Origin of the sequence: Rhabdothermincola sediminis (assembly GCF_014805525.1) — a bacterium.
GTDB classification, from domain to species: domain Bacteria; phylum Actinomycetota; class Acidimicrobiia; order Acidimicrobiales; family Acidimicrobilacustridaceae; genus Rhabdothermincola; species Rhabdothermincola sediminis.
The window spans coordinates 67,199-94,030 of record NZ_JACFSZ010000002.1; the positions used below are offsets into that span (position 1 = coordinate 67,199).

23 protein-coding genes are annotated in these 26,832 nt (G+C 70.0%); 4 read left to right on the forward strand and 19 right to left on the reverse strand.

Features of this window, described 5'->3' with window-relative positions:
* Window positions 1-7: 7 nt before the first annotated feature.
* The 4 genes from HZF19_RS01860 to HZF19_RS01875 all read right to left on the reverse strand — a co-directional run bounded on the left by HZF19_RS01860 (window position 8) and on the right by HZF19_RS01875 (window position 5,110).
* Complete coding sequence (locus HZF19_RS01860; RefSeq protein WP_208027038.1) at window positions 8-1,399, reverse strand: ABC transporter substrate-binding protein; 1,392 nt, start codon at window positions 1,397-1,399, stop codon at window positions 8-10.
* Window positions 1,400-1,508: 109 nt separating this feature from the next.
* Window positions 1,509-2,627, reverse strand: coding sequence for an acyl-CoA dehydrogenase family protein (locus tag HZF19_RS01865; protein ID WP_208027039.1), 1,119 nt, complete (start codon window positions 2,625-2,627; stop codon window positions 1,509-1,511).
* Between the two features lie 8 nt (window positions 2,628-2,635).
* Entirely contained in the window at window positions 2,636-3,805 is a 1,170-nt protein-coding gene (locus HZF19_RS01870; RefSeq protein ID WP_208027040.1) for an acyl-CoA dehydrogenase family protein, read from the reverse strand.
* A 159-nt stretch (window positions 3,806-3,964) separates the two neighbouring features.
* The gene (locus HZF19_RS01875; protein WP_208027041.1) at window positions 3,965-5,110 is read right to left on the reverse strand and encodes a CaiB/BaiF CoA transferase family protein; all 1,146 of its coding nucleotides are present in this window, start codon (window positions 5,108-5,110) and stop codon (window positions 3,965-3,967) included.
* A gap of 164 nt (window positions 5,111-5,274) precedes the next feature.
* On the opposite strand from HZF19_RS01875, the gene HZF19_RS17040 reads away from it, so the two are divergent.
* Entirely contained in the window at window positions 5,275-6,510 is a 1,236-nt protein-coding gene (locus HZF19_RS17040; protein WP_208027042.1) for a cytochrome P450, read from the forward strand.
* Window positions 6,511-6,571: 61 nt separating this feature from the next.
* Here HZF19_RS17040 and HZF19_RS01885 read toward each other — a convergent pair whose 3' ends face one another.
* The 7 genes from HZF19_RS01885 to HZF19_RS01915 form a co-directional block, all read right to left on the reverse strand.
* A complete protein-coding gene (locus HZF19_RS01885; protein WP_208027043.1) occupies window positions 6,572-7,294 on the reverse strand; it encodes an alpha/beta fold hydrolase in 723 nt (240 codons plus the stop codon).
* Window positions 7,291-8,691, reverse strand: coding sequence for a WS/DGAT/MGAT family O-acyltransferase (locus HZF19_RS01890; RefSeq protein WP_208027044.1), 1,401 nt, complete (start codon window positions 8,689-8,691; stop codon window positions 7,291-7,293). Before HZF19_RS01890 ends, HZF19_RS01885 begins: the two co-directional genes overlap by 4 nt.
* A 17-nt stretch (window positions 8,692-8,708) precedes the next feature.
* The gene (locus tag HZF19_RS01895) at window positions 8,709-10,364 is read right to left on the reverse strand and encodes an acyl-CoA synthetase (RefSeq protein ID WP_208027045.1); all 1,656 of its coding nucleotides are present in this window, start codon (window positions 10,362-10,364) and stop codon (window positions 8,709-8,711) included.
* 5 nt (window positions 10,365-10,369) lie between these two features.
* Window positions 10,370-11,500, reverse strand: coding sequence for an LLM class flavin-dependent oxidoreductase (locus HZF19_RS01900; protein WP_208027046.1), 1,131 nt, complete (start codon window positions 11,498-11,500; stop codon window positions 10,370-10,372).
* Between the two features lie 97 nt (window positions 11,501-11,597).
* A complete protein-coding gene (locus tag HZF19_RS01905; RefSeq protein WP_208027047.1) occupies window positions 11,598-12,857 on the reverse strand; it encodes a glycosyltransferase family 87 protein in 1,260 nt (419 codons plus the stop codon).
* Between the two features lie 27 nt (window positions 12,858-12,884).
* Entirely contained in the window at window positions 12,885-14,189 is a 1,305-nt protein-coding gene (locus tag HZF19_RS01910) for an acetolactate synthase large subunit family protein (RefSeq protein ID WP_208027048.1), read from the reverse strand.
* Window positions 14,190-14,219: 30 nt separating this feature from the next.
* On the reverse strand, window positions 14,220-15,131 hold the full coding sequence (locus HZF19_RS01915; protein ID WP_208027049.1) for an SDR family NAD(P)-dependent oxidoreductase: 912 nt from the start codon (window positions 15,129-15,131) through the stop codon (window positions 14,220-14,222).
* 170 nt (window positions 15,132-15,301) lie between these two features.
* Between HZF19_RS01915 and HZF19_RS01920 the strand changes: the two genes are divergently transcribed.
* Window positions 15,302-16,921: a hypothetical protein gene (locus tag HZF19_RS01920; RefSeq protein ID WP_208027050.1), complete on the forward strand. Its 1,620-nt coding sequence runs from the start codon at window positions 15,302-15,304 to the stop codon at window positions 16,919-16,921.
* 52 nt (window positions 16,922-16,973) lie between these two features.
* Here HZF19_RS01920 and HZF19_RS01925 read toward each other — a convergent pair whose 3' ends face one another.
* Together HZF19_RS01925 and HZF19_RS01930 are read right to left on the reverse strand one after the other, a co-directional pair.
* A complete protein-coding gene (locus HZF19_RS01925) occupies window positions 16,974-18,518 on the reverse strand; it encodes a class I adenylate-forming enzyme family protein (protein ID WP_208027051.1) in 1,545 nt (514 codons plus the stop codon).
* A 108-nt stretch (window positions 18,519-18,626) separates the two neighbouring features.
* Window positions 18,627-18,956, reverse strand: a complete 330-nt coding sequence (locus tag HZF19_RS01930; RefSeq protein WP_208027052.1) for a hypothetical protein — start codon at window positions 18,954-18,956, stop codon at window positions 18,627-18,629.
* A gap of 37 nt (window positions 18,957-18,993) precedes the next feature.
* Between HZF19_RS01930 and HZF19_RS01935 the strand changes: the two genes are divergently transcribed.
* A complete protein-coding gene (locus HZF19_RS01935) occupies window positions 18,994-19,272 on the forward strand; it encodes an acylphosphatase (protein WP_208027053.1) in 279 nt (92 codons plus the stop codon).
* Window positions 19,273-19,324: 52 nt separating this feature from the next.
* Here the strand turns inward: HZF19_RS01935 and HZF19_RS01940 are convergent, their stop codons facing one another.
* From HZF19_RS01940 to HZF19_RS01955, 4 genes are read right to left on the reverse strand one after another with little or no spacing between them, the layout of a single operon-like run.
* Window positions 19,325-20,254 (reverse strand): cyclase family protein, encoded by a 930-nt coding sequence (locus HZF19_RS01940; protein WP_208027054.1) that lies wholly within the window; start codon window positions 20,252-20,254, stop codon window positions 19,325-19,327.
* Window positions 20,254-21,318 (reverse strand): Zn-dependent alcohol dehydrogenase, encoded by a 1,065-nt coding sequence (locus tag HZF19_RS01945; protein WP_208027055.1) that lies wholly within the window; start codon window positions 21,316-21,318, stop codon window positions 20,254-20,256. Before HZF19_RS01945 ends, HZF19_RS01940 begins: the two co-directional genes overlap by 1 nt.
* Window positions 21,319-21,344: 26 nt before the next feature.
* Window positions 21,345-22,814: an aldehyde dehydrogenase family protein gene (locus tag HZF19_RS01950; protein ID WP_208027056.1), complete on the reverse strand. Its 1,470-nt coding sequence runs from the start codon at window positions 22,812-22,814 to the stop codon at window positions 21,345-21,347.
* On the reverse strand, window positions 22,811-24,016 hold the full coding sequence (locus HZF19_RS01955) for an amidohydrolase family protein (RefSeq protein ID WP_208027057.1): 1,206 nt from the start codon (window positions 24,014-24,016) through the stop codon (window positions 22,811-22,813). The genes HZF19_RS01950 and HZF19_RS01955 overlap by 4 nt, the downstream gene beginning before the upstream one ends.
* A 56-nt stretch (window positions 24,017-24,072) precedes the next feature.
* Here HZF19_RS01955 and HZF19_RS01960 point away from each other — a divergent pair, with 56 nt between their 5' ends.
* Complete coding sequence (locus HZF19_RS01960) at window positions 24,073-24,876, forward strand: hypothetical protein (RefSeq protein WP_208027058.1); 804 nt, start codon at window positions 24,073-24,075, stop codon at window positions 24,874-24,876.
* Window positions 24,877-24,924: 48 nt separating this feature from the next.
* Here the strand turns inward: HZF19_RS01960 and HZF19_RS01965 are convergent, their stop codons facing one another.
* Both HZF19_RS01965 and HZF19_RS01970 read right to left on the reverse strand, forming a co-directional pair.
* A complete protein-coding gene (locus HZF19_RS01965; RefSeq protein WP_208027059.1) occupies window positions 24,925-25,413 on the reverse strand; it encodes a type IV toxin-antitoxin system AbiEi family antitoxin domain-containing protein in 489 nt (162 codons plus the stop codon).
* A gap of 144 nt (window positions 25,414-25,557) precedes the next feature.
* Window positions 25,558-26,763: a hypothetical protein gene (locus HZF19_RS01970; protein WP_208027060.1), complete on the reverse strand. Its 1,206-nt coding sequence runs from the start codon at window positions 26,761-26,763 to the stop codon at window positions 25,558-25,560.
* Window positions 26,764-26,832: the final 69 nt, after the last annotated feature.

Here is a 26,832-nt window from a genome sequence, read left to right on the forward strand (position 1 = left end):
CGTGCTCCTACCGCTTGGCTCTCGCCCCTGAGCCGTAGTTGCCGGTGAGCGCCACGGTGTTCGAGGGGCTGCAGTCGAACCCGTGCCCGCGGTCGTAGACCGCTGCGTCGGTGTCGGGCTTGGGGTACTGGCGCACGAACCCTCCGCCTTCGACCTTCATGATGATGTAGCAGGGCGCCGGCTTGTTGGCCCCGGGATCACTCGTGCCGTGCAGGCCGCCGCCGTCCCACTGGTGGACCTGGGAGAGCTTCTCGATCAGAGCGGCGCGGGTCACCTCAGAGCCGAGCTCCTTCACCGCGGTGGCCCACAGCAGCGCCGCGGACCAGGCCTGGACGCCGAGCAACTCGGGCTCGGCGTTGGGCACCGCGGCTTTCAAAGCCCGAAGGTACTCGGCCATCGCCGGGTTCTCGTCGGCTTCCTCGAAGGGCCACGTCGTCAGCCGCACGAAGGTGCCGTCGGCGACCGACCCGGCCTGCTGCGGGTACTTGAGGTTGTAGAAGTTCGCCTCCAGCTCGACCACCGGGTGCAGACCCTGCTGGTCCATCGTCCGCTGCAGCGGGATGATCTCCTCGAACGAGGACGTCAGCGTCATGTACGTGACACCCTGGTTCTTCATCGAGAGCACGAGCGGCGCCCAGTTCGTCTCACCGATGTTGGCCGAGTCGACGAAGGTGAAGTTGAACCCTGCCGTCTTGTAGGCCTCGATGAGGCGGTCGCTCTGGGTCTCGGTGATGCTCAGCTTCGTCCGCAGGGCGGCGGCGTTCTTGATGGCATCTGGGTAGGTCCTCGCCACCCACTGCGCGGGGCCCACCAGGTACGAGTCCACCGGGTTCGGCAAGGGCTGATAGGTGAAGTCGGCGCCGGTCTGCTCAGGGCTCACCGCCGCCGCGGCGACGTTGGGCAGGCCGCAGTCGACCTGGTCCTGCGCGCCGGTCTGATCGAGCACTCCCATGCTGCCCACCATCGCCAGCGCGTTCTCGCACGCATACTTCACCTGCGCCTGGTACTCGGTGAGCTTGGCATCGCGCAGCTCGACCTTGAGCTTGCGGCCGTTGATGCCGCCCTGCTCGTTGCACCACTTCTCGAACGCCTTCATCGAGTCGAACACGCCCTGGTTCAGGCCGGGCTTGGCGCCACCCGGATCCGCGATGGTCACCACCTTGATCTCGGTGTCGGTGACGCCGATGTCGGTCGCCCCGGATGCCTCGCCCGGGCCGCAGGGGGAGGGCAAGGTGCCGAACATGCCGGGCTGGCTCGTCCCTCCAGGCCCGGCTGCCGGGCCACCGGTGCTGTTCTGGGCATTGCCGGAGCGCCCCGAGTTGGCATCCGCCGACTGGACCTCCTGCCGCGACGCCCGTGAGCCGCACGCGGAGGCGACCAACGCGAGGACGAGGCTCACGGCAAGCAGACGAGTTTTCACCGATCATCCCCCTCCGAGGTGAAGAGACCGCACCGTAGTGCAGCCGGTTCGTGGATGGGCCGGCGCGACCGCCATCGGCATCGACCCTTCATGCCGGCTCAGCGGCGAGCCTCGCGCCGAGGGCCCGCAAGTGGGTCGTCGCACCGCCGAGCGTCAGCTCGAGGTGCTTCGCCCATCGGAAGTAGCGGTGCAGCGGGTAGTCGATGTCGACACCGATCCCGCCGTGGAGGTGCTGCGCGGCATGGGCCACCCGCTGGCCACCGTCGGCAGCCCAGTACTTCGCCACGTCGATGGCGTCGGCCGCCCCAGGCCACTCGCCGGCATCGGTGGCCGCGAGCTGCCAGGCCGCCTGCCACATCGTGGAGCGGATCCCCTGGGTGTCGATGTAGGCATCTGCCGCTCGATGCGCGACCGCCTGGAAGGTGGCGATGGGACTGCCGAACTGATGCCGCTCCGAGGTGTAGCTCGCCGTCAGCCGGAGCGCTCCCTCGCTGACGCCGGCCTGCAACGCGCACAGCCCGACCGTGGTGTGCTCCACGAGGAAGTCCAGGACCTGCCGGCCGCCCGCCGGGCCACCGAGCAGATCGGTCGCGCCCACCGACACGCCCATGAAGGCGAGGTGGGCCTCGGGCAGCCCTGAGGTCGTGAGCAGGGGCTCGGCCGAGACCCCGGCGCCGTCCGGCTCCACCACGCAGACGAGCACCTCGCCGGCCGGTGTACGGGCGGGCACCAACAGGTACCGGGCCTGCTCGGCCCACGGGACGAACCACGCGTCACCGCCGAGCTGCCAGCCGCTGCCGTCCGGGCGAGCGATGACCTCGTGCCGGTCGCCGAGGGCGGCGGTCAGGATGACCGAACCGTCGATCACCCCGGGCAGGATCCGGGCCCGAAGGTCGTCCGAGCCGAAGCGGGCGATGAGCATGGCCCCACTGACCACGGTCGCCAGGTACGGCAATGGGGCGACGGTGCGGCCGACCTGCTCCAGCACCAGGCAGGCCTCGAGGATGCCGTACCCACTGCCTCCGTCGCGCTCCGGCAGGCAGATGCCGAGCAGGTTGGCCTTGGCCAGCTCGTCCCAGGTCTCGCGATCGAGGGACTGGTTCGCCGCGGCCATCGCCGCGAGGCGCTCATGGGTCACCCGGTCGCCCAGGATCCGGCCGGCCAGGTCGGCGATCGCTTGCTGTTCCTCCGTGAAGGTGAAGTCCATTCCCGCTCCTACATCCGGGGCGTGCGCGGCATGCCGAGGCCGAACAGCGCGATGAGGTCCCGCTGGATCTCGTTGGTGCCACCACCGAAGGTCAGGATCAGGGTGCCCTGGTAGGCCCGCTCCAGGTGGGCCGCGAGCACCGCCCCGGGCGAGTGCCGCCGCAGGTACCCGGCCTGTCCGAGGATCTCCATCAGGGCTCGGTAGACCTCGATGTACATCTCCGTGCCGTAGACCTTCGTCGCCGACGCCAGCGCCGGGTCGAGCTGGTCGGAGGTCGCCGCCTTCCAGTTCAGCAGCGTCAGGTAGTCGATCTTCGCCCGGCAGCGCGCCAAGGAGATCTGCACCCACTCCTGGTCGATCACCCGCCCACCGCCGGGCGTCTGGTGCTGCTTGGCCCAGGCGACCACCTTCTCGAAGATCCGGCCTGCCCAGGCGGGGATGGCGAGGGACACCCGCTCGTAGTTGAGTTGGTTGGTGATCAGGCTCCACCCGTTGTTCAGTCCGCCGACGATGTTGGCATCGGGCACCCTCACGTCCTCGTAGAAGGTGTAGGTGGTGTCGGCGCCGCCGAGGGTCTCGATGGGCTGCCATGAGAAGCCCGGGGTGTCGGTCGGGACCACGAAGATCGTGATGCCCTTGTGCTTGGGGACGTCCGGGTCCGTGCGGGCCGCGAGCCAGATGTAGTTGGCGAAGCCCGCCAGGCTGGTGAAGATCTTCTGCCCGTTGATCACCCACTCGTCACCGTCGCGAACCGCCCGGGTCTGGAGCGAGGCGAGGTCGGTACCCGAGTTGGGCTCGGTGTACCCGATGGCGAAGTGGGTCTCACCGCGGAGGATCCCCGGCAGCAGCCATCGCTTCTGCTCGTCGGTGCCGTACTGCAGGATCGTCTGGCCGACCGTGTTCACGGTCAGGAACGGGACCGGCGCGTTCGCACCGTGGGCCTCCTCGAAGAAGATGAACTGCTCGAGCAGCGAGAGGTTGCGGCCGCCGTACTCCTCCGGCCAGCTCACCGCCAACCAGTTGTCGCGCCCCATCTGCCTGACCGCCTCGAGACAGTGGGGTCCGCCCATCTCGCCGCGGGCCATCTCCTCCTCGACCTCGGGGGTGACGATCCGGGCGAAGTAGGCCCGCAGCTCCTGGCGCAGCGCCTCCTGCTCGGGCGTGTACGCGAGATGCACGCTTCGGCTCCCCTTCCCACCTCGATCGGACCCCGGCCCGGGACGTGACGGCCCGTCAGGTTAGGCCAAATGTGACGGGCCGTCAGATCTCCTCCCTTCCGAACTGTTCATCGATCCGCGGCCTCGGCCGCGCACACATGAACAGTTCGTGGTAGTCGTTCACGCCACCGCACCCTGCTGACGGAGCACGGCGATGGCTTGTGGGTCGTAGCCCGCCTCGGCGAGCACCTCATCAGTGTGCTGACCCGCCGGTGCCGGCGGCCGGCCGAGCGAGGCCGGTGTGCGGTCGAAGCGCGGCGCGGGCGCGGGTTGCACGATGCCCTCGACGTCGACGTAGGTGGACCGGGCCCGCAGGTGCGGGTGCCGCGGTGCCTCGGCGAACGTGAGCACCGGGGCGACGCACGCATCCAGCTCGGCGAAGACCTCCATCCACTCGTCCCGGGTGCGGGTGCGGAACACGGCGGCGAACCGCTCCTTCATCGCCGGCCACTGGGACGCATCGTGCTGGTCGGGCAGGTCCTCATCCGCCAGGCCGAGCCCCCGGAGCAGGTTCGCGTAGAACGCCGGCTCGATGGCCCCGACCGACAACCAACCCCCGTCGGCGGTCTCGTAGACCTCGTAGTAGTGCGCTCCGGAGTCCAACCAGTTCGTCCCCCGCTCGGTGTTGAAGTACCCGAGCATGTAGGCGCTGGCGATCGGGGCGGCGAGCAGGGCCACGCCGTCGACCATCGCTGCGTCCACCACCTGACCCTCACCGGACGTCGCCCGCTCGACCAGGGCCGCACACACCCCGAGCGCGAGGAGCATGCCCCCGCCACCGAAGTCCGCCACCAGGTTCAACGGGGGCGTCGGTGGCTGCCCGCGCCGGCCGATGTGAGCCAGAGGGCCCGCCAGCCCCAGGTAGTTGAGGTCGTGCCCGGCCCGGTCGGCCAGCGGGCCATGCCGGCCCCACCCGGTCATGCGGGCGTACACCAGGCGCGGGTTGTCGGCGCGCAGGACCTCCGGCCCCAAGCCCAACCGTTCCATGACCCCTGGCCGGAAGCCTTCGACGAGCACGTCCGCTGCACGGGCCAGCGTGCGCACGACCTCGACGCCCTCGGTGCGCTTGAGATCGACCGCGATCGAACGCCTCCCACGGGCGTAGACGTTGCCCTTGGCCGTCTCCGGGGACGCGCCGAGCACGTGGTCCGGGCGGTCCACGACCACCACGTCCGCGCCCAGGTCGGCGAGCACCATGGCCCCGAACGGCGCCGGCCCGAGGCCGGCGAGCTCGACGACCCGGATCCCCTCGAGTGGCCCGGCCATGCCTGTCGTCCCCCTGCTCGTCGCGCTGCCCGCCCGTACCGGCGACGCATCGTAGTGACCGCCCTGCGGTCCAGGACGACCCGTCATGGCGCTCAACGACCGGGTGGTCGCCGCCGATGAAAAAGTAGAATCTGTTCTCGTCCGGGAGCCGAAAGGGGCCGAACGTGGAGCTCAGCGACGTCAACCTGCTCGATCCCGACGTGTTCCGCGAGGGTCGGCACCACGAGATGTTCAAGGTCCTGCGCCGGGAGGACCCGGTCCACTTCCACCCCGAGCCTGACGGTCCCGGGTTCTGGTGCATCACCCGTCACGCCGACCTGATCACCGTCAACCGTGACTACGAGGCCTTCTCGTCGGCGGAGCAGGGCATCAGCATCCCCGACATCACCCCTGAGGGTGAGATGGTGCGGGAGATGATGCTCTACATGGACCCCCCGCGGCACACCCGGTACCGGCTCCTGGTCAACAAGGGGTTCACCCCCCGGATGATCGGGCTGCTCGAGACCGGTCTGCGCACCAAGGCCCGGCTCATCGTGGACAACGTCATCGAGCGCGGCGAGTGCGACTTCGTGACTGAACTGGCGGCGGAGCTGCCCCTCCAGGCCATCGCCGAGTTGATGGGCGTCCCCCAGGAGGACCGCCACAAGCTGTTCGAGTGGACGAACCGGATGATCGGCATCGACGACCCCGAGTTCGAAGGGGACCGCGAATCGGCCAGCGAGGCCGCCGCTGAGATCTACCTGTACGCCAACACCCTCGCGGCGGAGAAGCGCAAGGACCCTCGCGACGACATCGTCTCCCGCCTGCTCGGAGCGGAGATCGACGGCGATCGGCTGAGCGAGACGGAGTTCGACATGTTCTTCATGCTGCTCGCCGTGGCCGGCAACGAGACCACCCGCAACGCCACCTCGCACGGGATGAAGGCGTTGATGGACAACCCCGACCAGTTCGAGAAGCTGAAGGCCAACCCCGACCTGCTGCCCTCAGCCGTCGAGGAGATCGTGCGGTGGGCCACGCCGGTGCTGCACTTCCGCCGCACCGCCATGCGCGACTACGAGCTCGGCGGCAAGCTCATCCGCAAAGGCGACAAGGTCGTCATGTGGCACATCTCCGCCAACCGCGACGAGACGGTGTTCGAGGACCCGTTCCGCTTCGACATCGAACGCTCCCCCAACGACCACATCGGCTTCGGCGGCGGCGGCCCCCACTACTGCCTGGGAGCGAACCTGGCCCGCATGGAGCTGCGCATCATCTTCGAGGAGATCATCACCCGCATGCCCGACATCGAGCTGGCGGGCGAGCCCGAGTACCTCCGGTCGAACTTCATCGGAGGCATCAAGCACATGCCGGTGCGGTTCACACCGGGGCCGCGGCTGGAACCGGTCCCGGCCACCGCCTGACCCGACCGCGTCGCCGGCGGCGTCGCGCCGCCTCGAGCTCGCCCCACAGAGGGCCGGGCGTTCAGGTGCCCGCTGGCACCGCGGCGGTGCGGACGTCCTCGCAGGCCGCGAGCAACGCACCGGCGAATCCCGGCGACGCGCAGGCCACGTGCCCGTCCTCGATGCGATGGATCGAGGCGTGCGGGATCGAGAACGCCAGCTTGGCCTGCTGGGTCGGCACCCACTGCTTCACCAGCGAAGCGGGCAGCGCGGTCATGAGACCGCCGATGCGGGTGGTGCCCGCCGCGGCGGCCATCAAGGACGAGAAGATCATCCGCTCCCGGATCCCGGGGACGAAGGAGTGGCTGGTGGCGCACAGGACGAGACCGTCCACCAGCCCTCGGTGGCGCTTCCAGATCAACTGGGCGACCGGCCCGCCCATCGAGTAGCCGGCGAAGACGGCCGAGCGCACCCCCAGCTGCTCGAGGAGGGCGGCGACGTCGTCCGCGCAATCCGAGAGCCGGAACCGGCGCGACGAGCGGAGACCTCGAGCATGGCCCCGGAGGTCCGGCGCCAGGACCCGGAAGCGCTCCCCGGCCGGCTCGAAGACCCGGTACCAGTTGATGCCCCCCGAAGCCATCCAGCCGTGGAGGAGCACCAGGGTCGGCGCGCCCGGCGGGCCGGGCACTTCACGTACGAAGGTGGTGCCCCGGCCGGGCAGCTCCACCCGGCGCCCGAGGGGGACGGGGAGCCCTGGGGGTTGGGCGGGCTCGCCCGACGCGTCCCGCTGTCGCGGATCGATCATCGGCTCACCGCGTCGGCCGCGGCTCGCAGCTCCAGGAACGTCTCCTCGATGCCCTCGGCGAGGATCCACGGCTGGGGAACGGCCTCCCGGCACACCATGAAGCCGAAGTCGACACGATCGCGATAGCTGAACACCGTGACGTTGACACCGGTGCCGTACAGCAGCGGGCCCATCGGGTAGAGCGACTCGATCTCCGCGCCGGCGACGTACAGCGGGAACGGCGGCCCGGGAACGTTCGAGATGATCAGGTTCATGATGGGCGGCGTGCGCCGGTCGAGGTGCGCGGCGGTGTACATGCGGGCCGCCAGCGAGATCAATGCGGGCGGGGCCGCCTCGGTGATGCCCATGATCTTCTCGGCCGCGAGCGTCCGCTGCATCTCCTTGGCGTTCTTGGTGCTCTCGTGGATCGAGAGCAGCCGCAGCACCGGGTCCGCGACGTCGGTGGCGAGGGAGGCGAACATCGCACCCACTTTCGTGCCGACCTCGGTGCGGTCGTCCTCGGCGCGCATCGACACCGGGATCTGCGCGATGAGCGGTTGATCGGGCAGCTCGTCGTTCTTGACGAGGTAGCGTCGCAGCGCACCGGAGCACAAGGCCAGCACCACGTCGTTGACCTTCACGTCGAAGACCTTCTTGATCCGGCGGACCTCGTCGAGGGGAACCGTCGCGTAGGCGAACCGTCGGTGCGGCGTGAGCTCGGTGTTGAACGACGTCCGGGGCGCCTGGAAGGGAGCCACCGGCGCATACGACTGGCGCTGGAACCCGAGGAACTTCAAGCCTTGACGGAGGCTCTGCTCGGCCAGGCGAGCCACCCGCCACGGCGTGAGCAGGGTCTCGGCGACGCCGCGCAGCAGCAGATCGAACGGGTTGGGAACCTCTTCGAAGACCCGGGGTGGGGGATCGCCGTCCGACGGTGGGTCGGGCTCGAGGTCGAACAGGACGGCTGCCAGCTCGCTGCCGGAGACGCCGTCGATGATCGAGTGGTGAACCTTGGCCAGCACGGCGATGCGCCCACCTTCGAGCCCCTCGATGACCCAGAACTCCCACAGCGGCTTGCGCCGGTCGAGCTTGAGGCTGACCAGGTCGCCGATGAGGTTGCCGAGCTGCTCCGGACCGCCGGGGGCAGGCAGGCCGATACGGCGGACGTGCTGGTCGATGTCGAAGTCCGGGTCCTCCACCCAGCCGGGTCGACCCAGCCCGAAGGGCACCTCCACCAGGCGCCACCGGAACTGCGGGGCGAGGTGGAGACGGTGCCCGATCCGCCGCTTCAGCTCCTCGACCGAGAACCCGCCCGGTGCGGTGGTGGGATCGGCGATGAGCACGGCCGACACGTGCATGTGCCACGCCGGGGTCTCGCCGTAGAGGAACGCTGCGTCGACACTGCCCATCCGCCTCATCCGCCGCAGTCTCCCACTCAGCCGGGCGGAGGTGAAGGGCCGGTGGATGACGAGCCGGTGGTGGCCGACCCCTCGAGCACCTGCCTGGCCCACCGGTAGTCGGCCTTGCCCGCGGGCGACCGCACCACCTCGTCGACCAGCACCACGCTCCGGGGCAGCTTGTACCCGGCGAGATGGCCGCGGGCGTGGCCGGCCAGGGTCTCGAGCGTGGGCGCGGCGCCCGGCGCCGGCTGCACAACGGCCGCCACCGCCTGGCCCCACCGCTCGTCGGGGATCCCGACCACCACCACGTCGTAGACGTCGGGATGGGTCTTGAGCACGGCCTCGACCTCTTCGGGGAAGACCTTCTCCCCGCCGGTGTTGATGCACTGCGAGCCACGGCCGAGGAGCCGGATCGACCCGTCCGCCTCCACCGTGGCCAGGTCACCGGTGAGCACCCAGCGGCGGCCGCCCACCTCCACGAAGACCTCCGCGGTCTTGGCGGGGTCGTTGTAGTAGCCGAGCGGGATGTGGCCCGTTCGCGCCACGCGGCCCTGCTGGCCCGATCCGGGAGTGACGGGCTCGAGCGTCGTCTCGTCGAGCACCACGGTCGTGTCGTCCATGGGTTGGAACACCACCGCCTCCGACGCGGCGCCTTCGGTCGGCCCGGTGGTGCGCGACGCTCCCTGGGCGCCCGTCTCGGACGAGCCGAAGCCGTTGGTGATCATGACGTTGGGGAGCGTCGTGGTGAACCGTTCCCGCAACGCCGGCGACAGGGGCGCCCCACCGGAGCCCACCGAGAACAGCGTCGAGACGTCGAAGGGCCCGTGCTCGTCCCAGGCGTCGAGCAGGGGCCGCACGACCGCGTCACCCACCACGGTGAGCAGGTTGACCTGCTCCCGCTCCACCGTGCGCCAGACGGTCACCGGATCGAGCGACCCCGGCAGCAACACCACCTTTCCGCCGGCGAACAGCCACGACAACGCGGTCCACTGACCGGCGGCGTGCATCAGGGGAGCGACCGGCAGGTACACGAAGGTGCCGTCGATGATCCGGTCGAGCAGCTCGGCGGGTCGCTCGACCGGGCCGAGCAGCCGCATCGGGTCGCCGCCACCGATGCAGGAGTAGAACGCGTCCTCCTGCCGCCAGACCACCCCTTTCGGCATCCCGGTGGTGCCGCCGGTGTAGATCACGTAGGGGTCATCGCTGCTGCGGGGCCCGTAGCCGGCTTCGCCGGGCTGCCCGGCGAGCGCCTGCTCGTAGGCCTCACCCGTCGCCAGGGTCCAGCCGAGGCCTGGCAGGTGACCGCGCACCGCCTCCACGCGCTCGGCGAACCCCGCGTCGTGGATGACGCCGACCAGATCGGCGTCATCGAACAGGTAGCACAGCTCGTCCTCGACGTAGCGGTAGTTGACGTTGATGGGCGCGGCTCGCAGCTTGTAGGCCGCGAGCATCGCCTCGAGGTACTCGTTGCCGTTCGTGAGGTAGAGCCCGACGTGTTGACCGGCACCGACCCCGCGCGCCGCCATCCAGTGCGCGAGCTGGTTGGCGCGGGCATCGAGCTGGGCGTAGGTCAGCCGGAGGTCGGAACCGTCAGGGCGCCGACCGACCACGACCAACGCCTCCCGCTCGGCGACGCGCGGGACGACGGCTTCCCAGATGTCGGCGAGGTTGAAGGTGTCGAGCTCGGCCACAGTGTTCAGCCGAGCGTATACCCGGCCTTCTCCCGCATACGGGTGCTGCGATGGACCGGGTCCTTGTCGAACTGCGGGATGACCTCCTTGCCGAACAGCTCCATGGACTCGATCACCACCTCCGCGGGCAGGTTGTTGGTCGTCGGGCTGAAGCAGAGCTGATCGGCCCCGATGTCGACCCACCGCTGGACGGCCTTGGCGCAGTCGTCGGGGTCGCCCACGACCACCATGCCGATCTCCACCGCCTTCTTCAGCTGGTCGATGGTCGGCTCGGGCACCAGCTCGGGCCACTGGGGGAAGCCGTCGGGCTTGGGGATGTTGTCGAGCCAGTGCATCTGGAGGCTCGTGTAGTAGTTCATCCCCATGTTGACCGCGGTCTCGAAGGCCTTCTCGCGGTCTTCCATGCAGAGCATGTTGGTGACCACCATGATGTTGTCGTTCACGTAGTCCCCGACGGGTGTCGCGTCGGCCACCGCGTCTTTGTAGGACTTGATCAGCGGCTCGATCTTGCTCGGCGTGCCGTGGGTGAAGCAGAACGCACCGAGGCCCATGCTGCCGGCCTTCGAGAACGTGCCGGGGCTGCCGGCCGCCACCCACATCGGCGGGTGCGCCGCACCGTAGGGCTTGGGGAACACCTCGCGCTCGGGCATGCGGAAGTACCGGCCCTCGTAGGAGTAGGGGCCGGGCTTCCACATCTTCGGGATCTCCCGCACTGCTTCGTCCCACATGGCCGTGGTCTCGTCGAGATCGTCGATGTCGAAGCCGTAGACCTCGGTGGTGGACGAGCCCCGCCCGGTGCCGAACTCGAAGCGACCCTTGGTGACGTGGTCGAGCAGCGCCACGGTCTCGGCCACCCGGGCCGGGTGGTTCACCTTCGGCGTGATGTTGAAGATCGCCGAGCCGACGTGCACCCGCTCGGTCTGCGCGGCGATGAACGACAGGTAGACCTCGGGCCCGGGCATGTGGCTGTACTCGTCGAGGAAGTGGTGCTCCGGGCACCAGACGTACTTGATGCCGGTGCGGTCGGCGGCGATGCCGACCTCGACGTTGCGCATGATGCGCTTGTGCTCGGCCATCGGGTCGACGTCGCGCTCGTACCGGGGGACGAAGAGCTGGGCGAACACGCCGAATTCCATGCCAGGTCCTTTCACTGGGGAGCCGTTCACTGGGGCGCCGTTCACTGGGGCGCCGTCGCTGCCCTGGTTCCGGCGGCGACCGAGCGCGCTCCAGGGACTATAACACGTTCTCGTTTTGCGGTCGAGTGTGAGTACGAGCGACGCCGCTCGCGACCGGATCAGGCCGCGGCAGGAGCGCCACCACGATCAGCGCCGCCACCAGGGTCGCGAGTTGCAGCCACGGCAGCGGCCCCTGGAACACGTTGGGGGTGGCGAACGCGCTCACGGCCAGACTGAACCCGGGCAGCAAGGCCAGCGTCCGGTCCTCCAGCTGCGGCCGGCTCGCCAACGCCAGGCCCACGGCTCCGGGCACCACCCACAGGTAGTGCCCCCACAGGAGCGGCGAGATGAACAGCAAGGCCAGCCAGGCGAAGGCCCACTGCTCGTCGTCGGTGGTGCGACGCATCCCGACCCAGCCGAGCACCGCCACGATGGCCAGCCGCAGGCCGAGGAGCAGCACCGGCCAGGGGGCGCTCCCGAAGCCTGGCCACCACCGGCGCAGGAGCCCGTCGGCGGCCCGGTTGAAGTGGTGGCTGATGGTGAGCTCGGAGCTCCGGCGGGTGGCCTCGACGAACTGCCCGAACAGATCGACGGGGTAGAACGCGGCGGTCAGCGCCGTCAGCACGACCAGCACACCGGCCGCCCACGCCAGGGTGCGCCAGCGGCGCTGGGCCACCAGCACGACGCCCATCGCGGCCGGGACCAGCTTGGTGACGATCGTGGCGCACCACACCAGCACGAACGCGGCCCGTCCCCGAGCCCGCTCGGCGATGCCCACCCCCATCGCCGCCGAGAGGAACAGCAGCGGGGAGGTCTGCCCGAGCGCCACCGGCACCGTGGCGAACGGGGTGAGGACCAGCGCGGTCACCAGCAGCAGCACGGGAGCTCGCCGCGTGCGGCGGGCGAGCCTGCGCCACAGCACCACCATGCCGGCCACGAGCGCGCCGGCCCCGAGCAGGCGCATCACCAGGATGCCCAGCTCACCCGACCCGATACGAGCGAGGGCATCGAGGAACGGGAGCGTCTGGGGCGGACTGAGGAAGGCGACGTTCACGTCACCGCACTCGACGTCGGCGGGTGTCAACTCGCAGGATCGTCGGGCGAACGCCGGCGGCAGGTCGTAGAGGTCGGTGGCATCGGTGGCGTAGACGCCTCCGGGATCGGAGGAGACGAGCTCACCGGCCACGACGAAGGGCACCGCGTCCTGCGCCACCCGATCGGCGAGGAGCAACGGGGCCAGCAACCAGATCGCCATCACGCAGGCGAAGCCGACGAACGGCAGACCCCTGGTCTCGACCCCCCGGCACCCGGTCAGCACGGCCCCCTCGCTCCTTCCTGCCGGGGGTCACACCGTCCACGCGACGACCTCGCCCGCGACCTCCACCAGGGTACGGGTGTGAGCGAAGTCGACCGGGACGAGCAGCACCTTGACCCCGGGCTCATCGAGGGCCTGCGCGAGCCGCTCGGCGTGTGCAGCCGCCGAGGGCACGGCGGCGCCCTCGACCTCGGCTCCCCAGACCTCGAGGGTCAGAGGCACGCCCCAGTGATCGGCGAGCGAGAGCAACTCGAGGGTCGCCCCGTCGGGTGGCTCGGTCACCACCGCGACGGCCGGTCGACCGTCGAGCCCGGCCAGTACGGCAGCGGCCGCGGCGAAGCCCCGCACGAACGCGGCGGGCACCACCACGCTGCCGGGTTCGGTGGTCGGGAAGGCCCGCGCCACCCACAACCCTGCCGGCCCAGGGTCCGCCACGACCAGACCGCCGGGCGGGCGGGCGGAGGCGAGCCCCGCCGCGGCCCTCGCCGGGTTGAGGGGCAGCCCGCCCGCGTCGTAGAGCGGCGCCAGCGCGGCGGCCAACCGGGTGTAGAGCGCCGGTCGCTCCGGGACCCGCTCGGGCCGCTCCCATCGCCACGCCAGCGCGGCGAGCTGCCAGGGCTCGACCTCCAGCACCTGCCCGCCACTTCCCCACCGGTCGCGGGGCGCTTCGAGCGGGTCCACGCCCACGACGATCAGCAGCTCGGCATGGGCCAGGCCCGCCAGCTCGAAGTCCCGGGCCTGCAGCCCGGCGGTGCCGAGGTGGAACGGGCTGTCCCACGCGAAGACCCCCTTCGCTCCCCAGGTGTTGACGACCCCCACCGCGGCCTGCGCGGCGAAGGACCGCAGCGCCTCGACCTGACCCGCTCGCAGCACCCCCGGGCCGGCCAGCACCATCGAGTGCAGCCCGGCGAGGGTCGGCGAGAGGGTGAGGATCTCACCGCTCGTCTCGTCGAACCGGAGCGGCTCGAGCGCGGGGGCGGGGGCGTCGAGATCGAGCGAGAGGTCCAGGTCGACGGAGGCGTGCACCCGGCCGAGGCTCCACCCGGCGATCACCGAGGGGATCAGCGACGGGTCGTCGAGCACCAGGTGCTCGGCCGGCTCGCCGGGCTGCGAGCCCAGATGCAGCCGGCCGCCCGGGAGGAGGGCGACCCCGGGGCCGGTACCGAGCCGGCCGGCGGCGTCGGCGAGCAGCACCGCCAGGGCCGGCTCCGAGACGACCACGTGGCGGAGACCGGGAATCCGGCGGATGCCCGACTCGGCGGAGCCGAACACCCGGCCGGCGCCCGCTGCGAGCAGGCATCGCCCGAGGAGCTCACCGACCGTCTGGGTGCTCACGAGGTCCCCGGCCGGCGTGCCCGCACGAGCTCAGTACCGCAAGCCCGGGGCTCGGCAGCCGAACACGTCGGCGTTCATGAGCGCGGTGAGCTCCGCCGGATCCCAGCGCTTGCCGGGCTTGCGGATCGAGTTGCCGTTGCTCCAGCCCTTCATGAGCACGATCTCGTCCTTGACCGCTCGGATCACCTGCCCGGTGACGTGTGCGGCCTGGTCGCTGGCCAGCCAGGCGACGAGCGGTGAGGACAGTGAGGGATCCATCGGGTCCCACTCGTCGAACTCGTCGGGCTCGCGAGCTTCGATGCCCGCGCCCGGGATCGACGCCGCCATGCGGGTCGCACCCGCGGGACCGATGGCGTTGACGGTGATGCCCATCTTGAACACCTCCAGGCTCACCGTCTGGGTGAACGCCGCGATCCCCGCCTTGGCCGCGGTGTAGTTGGCCTGGCCGAAGTTGCCGACCAGCCCCGCGCCACTGGTGGTGTTGATGATGCGGCCGGTGCTCACGTCTTCGCCCGCCTTGCTCAGGCGCCGCCAGTGGTTCACCGCGTGGTGGGTCGGCGCGAAGGTGCCCTTGAGGTGAACCCGGATGACCTTGTCCCAGTCCTCCTCGGTCATGCTCCAGATGGTGGCGTCGCGAGCGATGCCGGCGTTGTTGACCAGGATGTCGAGCCGGCCGAACACCTCGACGGCCTGCTGGATCATCCGGCCCGCCCCGTCGAAGTCGGCCACGTCCTCGTAGTTGGCGACGGCCTTGCCGCCACGTTCCTCGATGAGCTTCACGGTCAGGTCCGCGTCGCGGCCCGCACCCTCACCCTTGAGCGAAGCCCCCAGGTCGTTGACCACCACGAGGGCCCCCTCCTTCGCCAGCTCCAGCGCGTGCCCTCGACCGATGCCGTGGCCCGCGCCGGTGACGATCGCAACCCTGCCGTCGAGCAGTCCCATGGTTCCCTCTGGTCCTCCGCAGTCCTGATGAGTCGTCAGATCCTACCGATGTGGTCCGCGGCGCCCGAAATCCGGCCGCCCTGCTTGCACTGGGTGTGAAATTGGGCGAGCCTGGTGGCATCCGGTGACCGGGGGCACACCCCGTCCGATGCCACAAGGGGGAAGCTCACATGGCCGCCACGGTCGAGGCCACGCCATCACCCGAGCACCAGGCCGCGGTGGCCTACAGCCTCCCGGCACGCTCCGTGCTCGCCGTCCTCTCCCTGTGCGCGGGCGTCGTGCACCTGGTGATGGTGCCCCAGCACGCCCAGCAGGGAGCGCTCGAGGGATGGGCCTTCGCCATCATGGGCTGGCTGCAGGTGCTGGCCGCGGTGGCACTGATCGCCCGGCCGAGCCGCCACCTGCTGCAGGCGGTGATCGTGGTGAACCTCGCGATCATCGGCCTGTGGGCCTGGAGCCGCACCACCGGGTTGCCGGTCGGGGCGCACGCGGGCGAACCCGAAGAGGCCCGCACCGTCGACCAGCTCACCACCGCATTCGAGGCTCTGCTGGTGCTGGGCTCCGGCGCGCTGCTCTGGCGCCCGCGACTCGGGGCGAAGCTCACCGACGCCACCCTCGCCGTGGCCTCGATCGTGCCCGTCCTGGCGATCGTCGCCACCTCGTTCGCGCTGGCCGATCCGGAGACCGCCAACCACGTCCACGCGGACGGCGAGGCGGCCGCCGGCCACGTCCACGGCTCCGGGGTGGCCCACGATGCGCAGATGGCCTCGATCGCCGCCAACCGTTGCGACCTGGACATCAACCCGGCGTCCTACTGGCAGGAGACCACCGTCGCGGGCATCGACAACATCATGGGTGGCGCCCACCTCACCGACGACCACTCGTCGACCACCCCGACCCCGGTGGCGATCGAGGGCTCGCCGGAGCTCGACCGCCTCATCGCCAAGACCACCCAGCCCGGAGGTGAGGTCAAGGATTCGGCGGTCATCGTGGCCCTCGCCGAGGTCAGCGACGAGGTGTACACGGAGTGGCTCCGGTGGTTGCCGCAGTACTCGGGCAGCGGGGCGCACGCCCACGGGACGGGGGGTAGCGGTGACGACAACCACGGCATGGGAGGCCACCTCGGCCCCCAACCGTGGATCGCCATGACCGACCAGGCGCAGTGCGATCAGCTCAAGGCCGAGCTCGAGATCGCCCGCCAGACCGCGCTGCGCTACCCCACCGCCGCCGATGCGATGGCGGCTGGCTGGGTAAAGGTCACCCCCTACCTCCCCGGCATCGCCGCCCACTACATGAACTTCCGCTACGTGGACGACAGGTTCGAGATCGACAAGCCCGAGATGATCCTCTACGACGGCGACGGCCCGGACGCCTCCGTGGTGGGGCTCTCCTACTACATCCTCCACGACAGCGAGGTGGAGCCCACCCAGGGCTTCACCGGCCCCAACGACCACTTCCACCGCCATGTCGGTCTGTGCGTGGGTGCCCGGGGGGTCATCGGCGACTCCACCACCACCCCCGAGGAGTGCGCGGCGATGGGTGGTCGCAAGGCCGACGGGACGGCAGGGTGGATGAACCACGTGTGGATCGTGCCGGGCTGCGAGAGCCCGTGGGGCATGTTCTCGGGCGCGACCCCGCTGTTGGATCGGACCATGGGCCAGCGCTCGGGCACGGACGGCGGTGGGTGTGCCGGCAGTGGGGTGCGGGACCGCTACGACCTGACCCCCGGCTCGCAGACGAACACCCCCACCACGGTCTGGGGCGGCAGCGAAGCCGCGGCCGGCGGCTGAGGGGCGGAACCGCTCGGCTACTCAGCTCACCCTGAGGTCCCCTCGGCGCTGCTCAGCGGCGGTTCGGCTGGCTGTCCCGGTAGCGCTCCTGTAGCTCCCGCTTGAGGATCTTGCCCGCCGGGTTGCGGGGGATGGCGTCAACGATCTCGAGCTGCTCGGGGACCTTGATCATCATCAAGCCCTCACCCTTGAGGAACTCGACCATCTCGTCGAAGGCCAGCGGCTCCTCGCCCTCCGCCGTGGTCACCACGGCGCATACCCGCTCCCCGCTCACCGGGTCGGGCAGCCCGATCACCGCCACGTCGGCGACCTTGGGGTGCTTGTAGAGGTGGTCCTCGACCTCCTTGGCCGAGACGTTCTCACCCTTGCGGATGATGATGTCCTTCAGGCGGCCGGTGATCGTGAGCATGTTGCGCTCGTTGAGCACTCCGAGGTCACCGGTGCGGAAGTAGCCCTCCTCGTCGAAGGCTTCGTCGTTCAACGAAGGGTCGAGGTAGCCGAGCATCAACTGGGGAGCCTTGGCCCGCACCTCACCCTCCTCGCCGATGGCCGCGATCGTCCCGTCGGTCTTCACCAGCTTGAGCACCACGCCCGGCATCGGCGAGCCCTCGGTGTTGGCCAGGTCGTCGTCCGAGTCGTCGACGGCGGCCATGGTGAGGATCGGTGCCTCGGTGAGCCCGTAGCCCGACAGGATGCCCGCCGAGTTCGGGAAGGCCTCCTTCATCTCCTGGTGCAGTGCCGGAGGCTTGGGAGCGCCGCCCCCGGGGAACCCTCGCACCTGTGGGAAGATCGGGGTGTCGCTCGCCCGCTGCGCGGCCAGGTACACCTGGTGGAACACGGTGCCCGAACCGGCCAGGGTCACGCCTTCCTTGCCGAGGATCTCCACCACCTGGTCCGGCACGAAGGCCTGGAAGAGGATGTTCTGGCAGCCGGTCATGAGGCTGGTGAACAACCAGGTGATGCCCCCGATGTGGGGGAACGGAAAAGCCAGCGCGTTGCGGTCGGCGTCGGTGACCGCGAGCCGCTCGGCCATGCCGCGAGCCACGGCGTGGATGGTCTCGTCGGTGTGCTGCGCGCCCTTGGGGTCGGCGGTGGTGCCCGACGTGTAGAACAGCCACCGCACCTCCTGGCCACTCGCCGGGGGAGGCGGCAGCGACGACGGATCAGCCTCGGGCAGCGAGCGATCGCACAGCAGCACCTCGAGCCCGGGATTCTGCTCGGCGATGCCGCTGGCCATGGCCTGGAAGTCGAAGTTGGCGAAGCTGGAGGGCACCACCAGCAGCTTCGCTCCGGCTTGGCGGACGCAGAAGCCGACCTCACGCTCGCGGTAGATGTGCAGGATCGGGTTCTGGGTGGCACCGACGCGGGCGATCGCGGCGACCAGCACCATCGACTCGAGCCAGGTGGGCAGCTGCCAGGTCACCACGTCGCCCGGACCGATGCCTCGCTCGGCCAGTGCCGCCGCGGTGCGCTCAGCGCGGTCGCGGAACCCGGCGAAGGTGAGCTCGCGGCCACTCTCGTCGACGGCCATCCGTGCGTCGGGGCTGAGCCTGGCTCTCGTGTCGACCAGCTCCCACAGCGTGCGCCCTTCGAGCATCGGCCCTCCTCCGTGCCGGGATGGTCGGGGCTGCCGGCCCCGGATCTGATGGGCCGTCAGTTTAGGCAGGAGCGGGATGGCCGGCAGCGGTGACCCGTGCCCGACCCGTCAGCTCGGCGCCGGTCGCACGACGTGAGCCCGCACGTGGGTGCCAGCCTCGTCGAGGAACCCCTTCGAGCGAGCGTAGACGAGCATGCCCTCGAACCCCGCGGGCCAGTCCTTCCCCACCGCGCCCGCCGACAGGTGTCGAACCGCGTCGACCGAGATCCACACCCGGTCGGGGTCACCCTCGACCGGCCGGCCCACGTCGCGGTGCTGGAGCAGCGACGCGACCTCCTCCGGTGAGCGGTTGCCCGGGTCCTCGAGGTGGAAGCGGCTGAAGTCGTCCGGCTCCTCGAGCGAGAGCTCGCCGGTGACCAGGTCGATGCGTAGGTACATGCGAGGCACCATAACGGGACCGGACATCATGGATCCGATGACCGAGATCGTTCGCAGGCGGGTCGTGGTCTCCGGCCGGGTGCAGGGGGTGTGGTTCCGTGACTCCTGCCGGGAGCACGCCCGCCAGCACGGGGTACAGGGTTGGGTGCGCAACCTGCCAGACGGCCGGGTCGAAGCGGTCTTCGAGGGACCCCCGGACCGCGTCGACGCACTCGTGGCCTGGTGCCACCAGGGACCACCACGGGCGCAGGTCGACGACGTCGAGGTCACCGGCGAGGCGCCCGAGGGCATCCGGGGTTTCGACATCGTCCGCTGACCGGCGGCGGTGGCGGGCCGTCGCGGGCGAGCGCCTGCGCCACCCGCGCGCCTCAGCGTGTGGCCACCGCGGCGACCGGGGCGCTGCACCCACCGCTCACCGGTTCGGGTGTCGCGGTGAAGAGGAACTCGTAGATCCCATCCTCCGCGCACGCCGCGGCGAGATCCTCCAGATCGAAGTTCTGCCCCTGGAGCTGGCCCATGTCGCGCAGGTGGATCATGTGCACCGGCATCATCGACGCCCAGTCCTCGGGGGGCCACACCTCGAACACGTAGGTGTCGTCGACGATCACCCCGATGTCGTGGTCGTGCACCCACTCGATCGTCTTGGTCGACAGGCCCGGGCAGTCGTGGTTGTAGCCCCACACGTCGCCCTGGCGGTAGAGCTGCATGTGCCCCGTGCGCACCAGCACCGCGTCGCCCGGCTCGAGGTCGACCTTCGCTCGCTCGACGGCGGCATCGAGATCTTCGGCGGTGATCGCGTAGCCCGGCTCGAGTCGCTCGACGCCCTTCACCGCTGGCACGTCGAGCAGCACCCCCCGGGTGACCACCGGGCCGATCTTGTCCACCCCGCACCGGGTGGCGCCACCCGCCGCCGTGACCGACTCCGCTGGGAAGCCGTTGTACATCGAGCCGTCGTAGGTCACGTGCGCCAACGCGTCGATGTGGGTGCCCGCGGCGAGGGCCATCACCACCATGTCGTCGTTGAAGCAGGCGTCGTGCACGCTGCCGGTGTAGGTCTCGTTTAGCGTGAGCATCGAGTGCACCGGGTTGAACCGCCTGGGCGCACCGCCTTCCTGCGGCGAGCCCGCACCGAGCGGCATGGTCAGGCTGATGGACCACCCGGTGCGCACCGCCGCCGCGCCGCGACGGGCGGCCTCCGCATCGATCAGGTTGGCGGTGCCCCGCTCGTCCTGCTCACCCCACCGGCCCCAGTTGCTGACCCTGGCGGCCAGCTCCTGCAGCTCCGCCGAGAGCGGCATCAGAACGTGAGCACACCACGGGCCAGCTCGCCGTGGTGCATGTCGTCGATGGTGCGCTGCACGTCCTCGAGCGGGTACGTGCGGGTCACCAGCTCGTCCAACTTCAGCCTGCCGGCCAGGTACAGCTCGACGAACAGCGGGATGTCCTTGTGCGGACGGCCCGCGCCGTAGCGGCACCCCATGATCGTCTTGTCGTTGTAGAGGGTGCTCACCTGGAACGCCGCCTCGGTGCCGAACTTGGGCACGCCGAGGATCACACAGGTGCCACCCCAGTCGAGCAGGTCGATCGCCTGGCGGATGAGCGCCGGATGACCCACACACTCGAACGACACGTCGACCCCGTTCGGGCAGATCTCCTTCACCGCCTCCGCGGTGTCGACCTGGGAGGCGTCGATGAAGTGGGTGGCCCCGAACTGCTTGGCCAGCTCGCCCTTCTTCGGGTTGGTGTCGACCGCGATGATCGGCAACGCATCGGCGAGGGCACAGCCCTGGATGACGTTCAGCCCGATGCCACCGACACCGATCACCACCACGCTCTGGCCGTGGGTGACCTTCGCCCGGTTGAACACCGCGCCCACCCCGGTGATCACCCCGCAGCCGAGCAGGGAAGCCACCTCGAAGGAGACCTCCTTGCTGATCGGCACGCACTGGCGGCCCTTCACGATGGTCTCCTCGGCGAACGCCCCGATGTTCGCGAACTGCAACACCTTGCGGTCACCCTGGCGGAACGGGGCCGACATCTTCCCGATCGACTCGCGGCAGTGCGTGGGGCGACCGCTGTCGCAGGCGGCGCAGGCGCCGCAGTTCGACAGGGTCGAGATCACCACGTGGTCGCCGAGTTGCAGGCCGGTGACGCCTTCGCCGATCTCGGTGACCACCCCCGCGCCCTCGTGACCGAGCACCACCGGGGTCGGGAACGGGATGGTTCCGTCGATCACGCTCACGTCGCTGTGGCAGACCCCCGCCGCTTCGATCCGCACCCGGACCTCGCCGGCGCGCAGGTCACGGGTCGACAGGTCGGTGGCGACCACCAAGCCGCTCTCGTCGAAGACCACCCCTCTCATGGCCGTCCTTCCCTTCGTCAGCCTGCTCAGCCCGGCCAGACGATCGACTGGAGCTCGCTGTAGGCGTGGAAGCCGAACCGCCCGCCGTCGCGTCCCACACCGCTCTTCTTGAAGCCGCCGAAGGGCATCTCGTGGTTGCGCTGCACCGAGTTGATGCCCACGTTGCCCGTGCGCAGCTTCTTGGCCACGCTGAACGCCTTCGCCGTGTCGGTCGAGAAGACGTAGTCGTACAGGCCGAAGTCGGTGCTGTTGGCGAGGGCAGGCGCCTCGTCCTCGTCGTCGAAGGGCACCACCACCACCACCGGGCCGAAGATCTCCTCCTGCACCACCCGCATACCGGGCTTGCCGTCGGCGATGAGGGTGGGCGCCACGTAGAAGCCCCGGCCACCGATGTCGGGGCGCTCACCGCCGACGACGACCGTGGCGCCTTCCTCCCGGCCCGAGCGGATGTAGCCCTCGACCCGCTCGCGGTGCGCGCCGGTGATCACCGGGCCGACCACCGTGTCGGGCTCCAGCGGGTCGCCGACCTTCAGCCGACCGGCCGCCGCCGCGAGCCCCTCGACCAGCCGGTCGTAGATGCCGCGCTGGGCGAGAACCCGGGTTGGTGCCGTGCAGATCTGGCCGGAGTGGAACGCCCACACCGAGCTGATGGCCCCGACCGCGGTCTTCAGGTCCGCGTCGTCGAACACGATGGCCGCGCCCTTGCCACCCAGCTCGAGCAGCAGCCGCTTCATGTCACCCCCCGCCACCTCGCCGATGCGCTGGCCCACCGCGGTGGAGCCGGTGAAGCTGATCATGTCGACGTGCGGGGACGCCACCAGGGCCTCAGCCGGCGCGGGGCTCTCCGAGACCACGATGTTGACCACCCCGGGCGGGAATCCCGCCTCCTGGAAGACCTCACCGAGCTTCACGATGGCGAGGGGATCCTGGGGAGCGGGCTTGACCACCACGGTGTTGCCCATGGCGAGCGCCGGGCCGAGCTTGCCGGCCATGTTCACCAGCGGGAAGTTGTAGGAGGTGATGCAGGTGACCACCCCCACGGGAGCCCGCCGGGCGACGCCACCCATGATGCCGCCGGGGCCCAGCGCGGTGGTCGGCATGATCCCGGGCTCGATCGGGATCATCAGCTCCTGCTCGATACCCTGGGCGTAGCGGCGCAGGCGGGTGGCGGCGGTGGGCACTTGCATGGTCTTGGTTACCCGCAGCGTGGCGCCGGTCTCCGCCTGCACCAGGGGTACCAGCTCCTCGAAGCGGGCCTCGAGCAGATCGGCCGCCCGGTCGAGGAGCTGCGCCCGCTGCTCGGGCTTGGTGCGCGACCACGCGGGGAAGGCCTCGGCGGCGGCGCTCGCCGCGGCCTCGGCGTCGGCGATCGACGCGTTGGGGGCGTGGCCGACCACCTCCTCGGTGGCCGGGTTCACGATCGGGTAGCTGCCGTTCCCCGGGTCGACCCACTCGCCACCGACGAGCAGGCGGTAACCGTCCGACTCGGCGCTCATACCGCTAGGTCGAGGCGGTAGAGATCGATCGCGTTGCCCCGGACCAGCCGACGGATGGTGGCGGGCGGGAGATGCCCCATGAGCTTCCAGGCCGTCTCCTTGGTGTGCGGCCAGGTGCTGTCGGAATGGGGGTAGTCGGTCTCGAAGAGGATGTTGTTCACCCCGATCTTGTCCAGCGCATCAGGGGTGAGCCCGTGCTGGTCGTCGAAGAAGCAGGCGTAGATCTGCTGCGCGTAGTAGGTGCTCGGCGGATTCGGCACCAGGTCACCGACGCCACCCCAGCCGCGGTTCGCCTCCCAGACCTTGTCGGCCCGCTCGAGGATGTAGGGGATCCAACCGAGCTGGCCCTCCGCGTAGGCGAGCCGCAGGTTCGGGAACTTCGGCAGCACCCCGGACATGAGGAAGTCGACCATCGACATCATGCAGTTGGTGAAGGTCATCGTGGAGCCGACCGCCGGGGGCGCGTCCTCGGAGGTGGAGGGCATCTTCGATGACGAGCCGATGTGCATGTTCACCACCACGCCGGTCTCGTCGCAGGCAGCGAAGAACGGGTCCCAGTAGCCGGAGTGGATCGACGGCAGGCCGAGGAACGGCGGGATCTCGCTGAAGCAGGTGGCGGTCACCCCTCGGGCCGCCATCCGGCGGACCTCCGCGGCGGCGAGCTCCGCATCCCACAAGGGGATGATCATGAGCGGGATCAGCCGGCCGTTCGTGCCCGCGCACCACTCGTCGACCATCCAGTCGTTGTAGGCCTGCACGCACAGCAGGCCGAGCTCCCGGTCGTTCATCTCGGTGAAGGTCTGGCCGCAGAAGCGCGGCATCGTGGGGAAGCACATCTGGGCTTCTGTCCAGTTGAGGTCCATGTCCTCGAGGCGGGCCTTCTGGTCGTAGCAGCCTGGGCGCATGTCCTCGTAGGTGATCGGGGTGACGGTGACCTGCTCCCGCGGCACCCCCACGGCGGCCGCCAGCCGCGTGTGGGGGATCGCCTTGTCCTCGAACACCCACCAGTCGGCGAGCGGGCCCTCGCCCTCCTCGCCCATCTCGTAGGCGAACTTGCCGCCGATGAAGGTCATGGACTTCACCGGATGGCGCTCGATGTGGGGGCCGACCTCCTTGTACTTCTGGGGGAGCCGGTCCTGCCAGACGTTCGGTGGCTCGATGACGTGGTCGTCGACCGAGATGATCTTGGGGAGGTCCTCCATGGCCGCATCCTAGCCCAAAAATGAAACAGGTTCTAGTGGCGGGATAGGGTGCGGGCATGGACTACCCGGCGATCCCACACGAGTCGATCGAGGCCGGCGCCGCCCTGTTCACGCTGGTCGAGCCGCATCGGGGCCACGAGGTGGCCTACAACCGATGGTACGAGCGCGACCACTTCTACGCCGGGTGCCTGATCGGGCCCCTCTGGTTCGCCGGCCGGCGCTGGGTGGCCACCCGGCCGCTGAAGGAGTTGCGCTACCCGGCTACGACCCCCTTCCTGCCGGACATCGCCGCGGGCTCCTACCTGGCGACCTACTGGATCCTGAAGGGTCACGAGCAGGAGGCCATCACCTGGGGGACGACCCAGGTGAACTGGCTGCACCCGGCGGGACGGATGTTCGAGCATCGCGACCACGTACACACGCTCATGTACGTCCACCGGTGGGCGCTGTCGCGCGATGCCGACGGTGTGCCGGCCGCGCTGGCGCTCGACCATCCCTTCGGTGGCCTGGTGGCGGTGATGGTCGATCGCCGAGAATCGACGGAGCCCCGAGCGATGTCGGGCTGGCTGCGGGAGCAGTGCCTGCCCTCGCTCATGGCCGGGACCCCATGGGCCTTGACGTGCGCGCTGACCCCGATCCCCCTCCCGGCGGACGCCCCGGTGTTCCAACCCGAGAACCCTGGTGTGGAGCGGCGGATGCTGCTGATGTGCTTCGTGGACGGCGACCCCCGCGAGTGTTGGGGCACCTTCGCCGGATTGGGCGACGCGGTGCGCGACGGGGGACTCGGTGAAGTCTCCTACGTGGCACCGTTCATCCCCACGATCCCCGGCACCGACACCTACGCCGACCAGCTCTGGTAACCGCCCGAGCTGACCCCGTCCACCAACCACCCCGAACCTCCGAACTGTTCACCCATCCGCGGTACCCGACCGCGCACCGCTGAACAGTTCCGCGTGCGGGATCGTCCGGCGACGGACAGTCACGCGACCGCGCGGCGCTACCGAGCCAGACCTTCGGCCTCCCGGATGGCGGCGATCACCCGATCCGGGCGGTACCAGACATCGAACTCGGGGATCTGGAACCACGATCCACCCCGCCCCCTCGAGCCGACGCCGGCGCTGCGCGTCGCGTGCCCGATCGCTCACGCTCGAGTGGTACAGGTCACTCTGGACCTCGTCGATCGGGCGCTCCACCAGCAACTCCCGCAGTGCCAGCTGGTGTGGCGTCGGCGCGCAGCCCGCGACCCGCAGCACCCGGGGGGAGAGGCGGACCAGCTGCCCGCGCCGGACACGCTGATCGATCAGCCAGCGAGGAACGCCGAGGGCCCGCAACTGGCGCATGGCCACCACCGCATGCTGGTGGGTGGCGAGCTCGGCGATGGTGTGGTCGTGGTCCATGGCGGCCATCTCACCAGGACCCAGGGACACTCTCGGAGGCACGCCCTCCCCACCCCCCGACCATGAACTGTTCAGCTCCACGCGGTCGCAGACCGCGAATCAATGAACAGTTCGATGGGGGCGGGACCGGGAGGGGCGGGGGCGTCAGCCTACGAACCGATTGACCGCGAAGCGGCCGATCAGTACCCAGTTCGTCCACAGGGCCACCCCAGCGAGCACCGCCAGCAGCGGCCAGCGCAGCCAGCTCGGGAGCCGGTAGCCGATCGAGGCGTACACCGGGTAGATGACCCAGTCCGCCAGCACGAACCGGTTGAAGCTCGCCAGCACGCTCGAGCAGAGGGGCAGCGCGATCATGGCCACGCCGAGCACCCACGACTCCATGGGGAACCGGTCACGCCTGCTGAACGCCACATAGGCGATCGCCGCCAGCACGATCGGTACGCACCACAGGTCGAGGTTGCGCGCCACCAGCGCCGGCACCATCACCGTCGAGGGTTCCGGATCGAGGTTGGCGAACCCCTGAGCCACCGAGCTCCACGGCCAGCTCAGCTCCCGCCCCCAGTCGTCCTGCACCTTCGCCCAGGCGAACGGGTCACCGACCTGGTGCCACATCGTGAGCAGCACGAGGCTCAGGCCCACCACCCCTGCAATCGCGTAGGTGACCGCCCACCGATCGACCCGGCGCTGGCGGATGATCCGAGCGAGCACCAGCACCGCAGGCACGACCACCCCGATCGAGCGGGTGGTGCCGATGGCCACCAGACACGCCGCGGCGATGCCGTGCCGCCCCCGCCGGTCGGCCCAGATGGCGCCGGCCCCGAGGGCGATGAACAACCCTTCCGAGTAGAAGGCCCACAGGAACAGCGATGCCGGGAAGAGTGCGAGCAGCGCGACCGCCAGCCGGGCGACCCGCTCGCCCTTCCACGCCTTCGCTGCTCCCCATACCGTCACGAACGCCGCCAGTCCCGTGAGGGTGACCGTGACGTGCACCGCGATCGCGTCGGACCCGGTCAGCCAGTAGAGCGGCGTCGCCAGCCACGAGATCCCGGGGAAGAACGCGTGGCTCGGCATCACCGGCCGGGGGTTCCAGTAGCCGTAGTGCAGGATGCGCAGGTAGTGCTCGCCGTCGTAGTTGAACGCGGTGTACACGCCTGATCCGTCCTGCCGCAGCAGAGCCGCGAGCTGGTAGAGGCGCCACCCGACGTACACCGCGACGGGGAACCGCACGCCCCGCAGGAGCCGGGAGCGAGCGGCGGGGCGCGCTCGTTCCCTCGCCGTCTCGGGAGGCGCGGCGCGGGTCTCCGGCGACTCGAGCTGGGCGGGGCGATCGTCGGTGGGGACGGTCGTCACTGGCGTGATCGTACGAACCGTTGCCGAACCGCCGCACGTCAGGTCCGACGCCCACGGTTCGGGTCGCGC

Excerpts from the sequence above, each read along its gene's own strand:
- HZF19_RS01865 (WP_208027039.1), bottom strand. The coding sequence starts at position 2,627 with ATGGACTTCACCTTCACGGAGGAACAGCAAGCGATCGCCGACCTGGCC.
- HZF19_RS01875 (WP_208027041.1), bottom strand. The coding sequence starts at position 5,110 with ATGGCCGGGCCACTCGAGGGGATCCGGGTCGTCGAGCTCGCCGGCCTC.
- HZF19_RS01885 (WP_208027043.1), bottom strand. The coding sequence starts at position 7,294 with ATGATCGATCCGCGACAGCGGGACGCGTCGGGCGAGCCCGCCCAACCC.
- HZF19_RS01890 (WP_208027044.1), bottom strand. The coding sequence starts at position 8,691 with ATGAGGCGGATGGGCAGTGTCGACGCAGCGTTCCTCTACGGCGAGACC.
- HZF19_RS01900 (WP_208027046.1), bottom strand. The coding sequence starts at position 11,500 with ATGGAATTCGGCGTGTTCGCCCAGCTCTTCGTCCCCCGGTACGAGCGC.
- HZF19_RS01915 (WP_208027049.1), bottom strand. The coding sequence starts at position 15,131 with ATGGGACTGCTCGACGGCAGGGTTGCGATCGTCACCGGCGCGGGCCAC.
- HZF19_RS01920 (WP_208027050.1), top strand. The coding sequence starts at position 15,302 with ATGGCCGCCACGGTCGAGGCCACGCCATCACCCGAGCACCAGGCCGCG.
- HZF19_RS01925 (WP_208027051.1), bottom strand. The coding sequence starts at position 18,518 with ATGCTCGAAGGGCGCACGCTGTGGGAGCTGGTCGACACGAGAGCCAGG.
- HZF19_RS01930 (WP_208027052.1), bottom strand. The coding sequence starts at position 18,956 with ATGTACCTACGCATCGACCTGGTCACCGGCGAGCTCTCGCTCGAGGAG.
- HZF19_RS01935 (WP_208027053.1), top strand. The coding sequence starts at position 18,994 with ATGACCGAGATCGTTCGCAGGCGGGTCGTGGTCTCCGGCCGGGTGCAG.
- HZF19_RS01940 (WP_208027054.1), bottom strand. The coding sequence starts at position 20,254 with ATGCCGCTCTCGGCGGAGCTGCAGGAGCTGGCCGCCAGGGTCAGCAAC.
- HZF19_RS01945 (WP_208027055.1), bottom strand. The coding sequence starts at position 21,318 with ATGAGAGGGGTGGTCTTCGACGAGAGCGGCTTGGTGGTCGCCACCGAC.
- HZF19_RS01950 (WP_208027056.1), bottom strand. The coding sequence starts at position 22,814 with ATGAGCGCCGAGTCGGACGGTTACCGCCTGCTCGTCGGTGGCGAGTGG.
- HZF19_RS01955 (WP_208027057.1), bottom strand. The coding sequence starts at position 24,016 with ATGGAGGACCTCCCCAAGATCATCTCGGTCGACGACCACGTCATCGAG.
- HZF19_RS01960 (WP_208027058.1), top strand. The coding sequence starts at position 24,073 with ATGGACTACCCGGCGATCCCACACGAGTCGATCGAGGCCGGCGCCGCC.
- HZF19_RS01965 (WP_208027059.1), bottom strand. The coding sequence starts at position 25,413 with ATGGACCACGACCACACCATCGCCGAGCTCGCCACCCACCAGCATGCG.